Source organism: Actinocorallia lasiicapitis (assembly GCF_054778695.1).
Genome location: NZ_BAAGZI010000611.1, coordinates 1 through 2217 on the forward strand (window position 1 = coordinate 1; position 2217 = coordinate 2217).

At 73.1% G+C, this 2217-nt stretch carries 3 protein-coding genes; 1 reads left to right on the plus strand and 2 read right to left on the minus strand.

Annotated elements, in window-relative coordinates:
- Positions 1 to 1138 (minus strand): FtsX-like permease family protein (locus ACYVE7_RS32870; protein WP_460370335.1); only part of this gene is annotated, 1138 nt, incomplete at its 3' end.
- A gap of 5 nt (positions 1139 to 1143) precedes the next feature.
- Positions 1144 to 1827: an ABC transporter ATP-binding protein gene (locus tag ACYVE7_RS32875; protein ID WP_460370331.1), complete on the minus strand. Its 684-nt coding sequence runs from the start codon at positions 1825 to 1827 to the stop codon at positions 1144 to 1146.
- Between the two features lie 138 nt (positions 1828 to 1965).
- Between ACYVE7_RS32875 and ACYVE7_RS32880 the strand changes: the two genes are divergently transcribed.
- Positions 1966 to 2217, plus strand: a 252-nt coding sequence (locus ACYVE7_RS32880; protein ID WP_460370333.1) for a histidine kinase, incomplete at its 3' end; no start/stop codon positions are given.

The following is a 2217-nucleotide window of genomic DNA, read 5'->3' on the forward strand; positions in this document are numbered from 1 at the left end:
CCGCGCTGATGGCCAGGACGGTCGGGATCCGGCCGGCGCGCACCGCCGGCACCAGCGCCGTGACGGCGACGACGGCCAGCACCGCGACCATCGCGACGAGGTCGACGGCCACCGAGATCCCGTTGGCCGCGGGCAGGTCGAGAGAGTCGTCCATCGCGCTGGTGACGGTCCCGGCGAGCGCGTTGCCCAGCCCGATCCCGGCCAGCCCGCCCACCCCGCCGGGGAGCAGCACCATGATCAGATAGACCCCGGTGACCTGGGCGGGCGTGAAGCCGAGCGCCTTGAGCACCCCGATGTGCCGGAAGCCCGAGACCACGGCGCCGCTGACCACGTTGGCGATGATGATCACGGCGACGAGCAGGCCGAGCACACCGAACGCGACGAGGAACGGGATGATGACCTTCGCGCCCTGGGTGACCTCGTCGCGCGCCACCTGGTAGCCCTGGGCGGACACGACCGGCAGGCCCGCGGTGACGGTCGAGGCGGCCGCGCCGGGATCGGCGAGCCGGTAGAGCATCTGGTAGGCGTCCGGGCGGGTGAGCGTGCCGGGCGCCACCCAGCCGTCGGCGCTTCCGGTGATGCTCCTGGCGATGCCGACGACGGCGTAGGTCCGGCCGTCGGTGAAGGTGATCCTGGTCGTCAGGGGGTCGAACCCGAAGAAATGGGAGAGCAGCCGCGCCGACATGACGATCTCGCCGGGGCCGCCCGCCCACCGTCCCCTGGTGAGCGTCAGCCGGTCGACTCCGCCCTGGTCGGCGGGGCGCTCCACGGCGATGAACGGTCCCGGCGGGTAGGGCGAGAGCATCTCCTCCTGTTCCGACTTCTCGGCGTGCACGGGGCCCGCCGACATCCGGCCGGGGACCGTGAGCTGGGCCAGCGGGTACGGGCCGCCCGCCTCGGTGACGCCCGCCGCGCTTCCAGTCGCGCCCGCCTTCGCCGCGTCGGTCTTGGCGGCGTCGTAGACGACCGTCAGATGGGCGCCGTTGACCTGGGAGAACGCCCGGTCGAAGGGCTTGTCGACGGTGACGAGCAGACCGAGCGCCAGCACGACCGTCGCGGTCGACACCATGAGGACCACGCCGAGGATGACGGTCTGGAGCCTGCGCCGCCGGACGGCGAAGCGGGCGGCCCGCCACACCGCCCTCAACGGGTGCCCGCCGTCTCGTCGGAGGCGACCCTGCCGTCGGCGAAACCGATGACCCGGTCGGCGCAGCGTTCGGCGAGCCGCTGGTCATGGGTGACGATCAGCAGGGTCTGGCCGATCTGGTTGAGGTCGAGCAGCAGGTCCATCACCTGCTCGCCGGAGCGCGAGTCGAGCGCGCCGGTCGGCTCGTCGGCCAGCAGCAGCGCGGGCCGGTTCATCAGGGCGCGCGCCACGCCCACCCGCTGGCGCTCACCGCCCGACAGGGCGACGGGGTAGGCGTTGCGCCGGTCGGCGATGCCCAGCTCGTCGAGGAGCTCCATCGCCCGCTGCCGCGCCTGCCTGCGGTGCGTGCCGAGGAGCTGCGCGACGAGCATGACGTTCTCCAGCACCGGCAGATCGTCGAGCAGGTTGAAGAACTGGAACACCATCCCGATCCGGCGCCGCCGGTACTTGGCGAGCGCGGTCTCGCCGAGCGCGGTGATGTCCTCGCCGCTGACGACCACCTCGCCGTCGGTGGGCCGGTCGAGCCCGGCGACCATGTTGAGCAGGGTCGACTTGCCCGAGCCCGACGGCCCCATCACCGCGACCGCCTCGCCGGCCCTGATGTCGAGGGTGACGCCGGCGAGCGCGACGGTCTCCCCGTACTCCTTGCGCACGTTGCTGAGCCGAACCATCGTTTCCATGCCGCGAAGGTAGGCCCGCGCCCGGCCGGGCCGCGTCGGGTGCCGGATGTAGTTCGGGGCGGCCGTCATCCGGCGGATGTACGGCCCTCCCCCGGGCGGACGATGGCCGCGTGTCCGGCTTTTCGCCATGATGGGGGCATGGTGCCCGTGTGGATCGTCCCGCTGCTGCTGGCGGTCCCGTGTCTGTGGGCGCTGCGCGAACGCCGCCGCCGCCGTGACGAGCTGGGCGCGCGCGCCTGGCTGGTGGAGCGGGAACGGGAGAGCGCCGCCCGGCAGGCCGTAGAGGACGAGCGGGCGCGGGTGGCCCGCGATCTGCACGACATCGTCAGCCACAGCGTCAGCGTGATGGTCGTGCAGGCGGGGGCGGCGCGGCACGGGCTCGACGGCGAG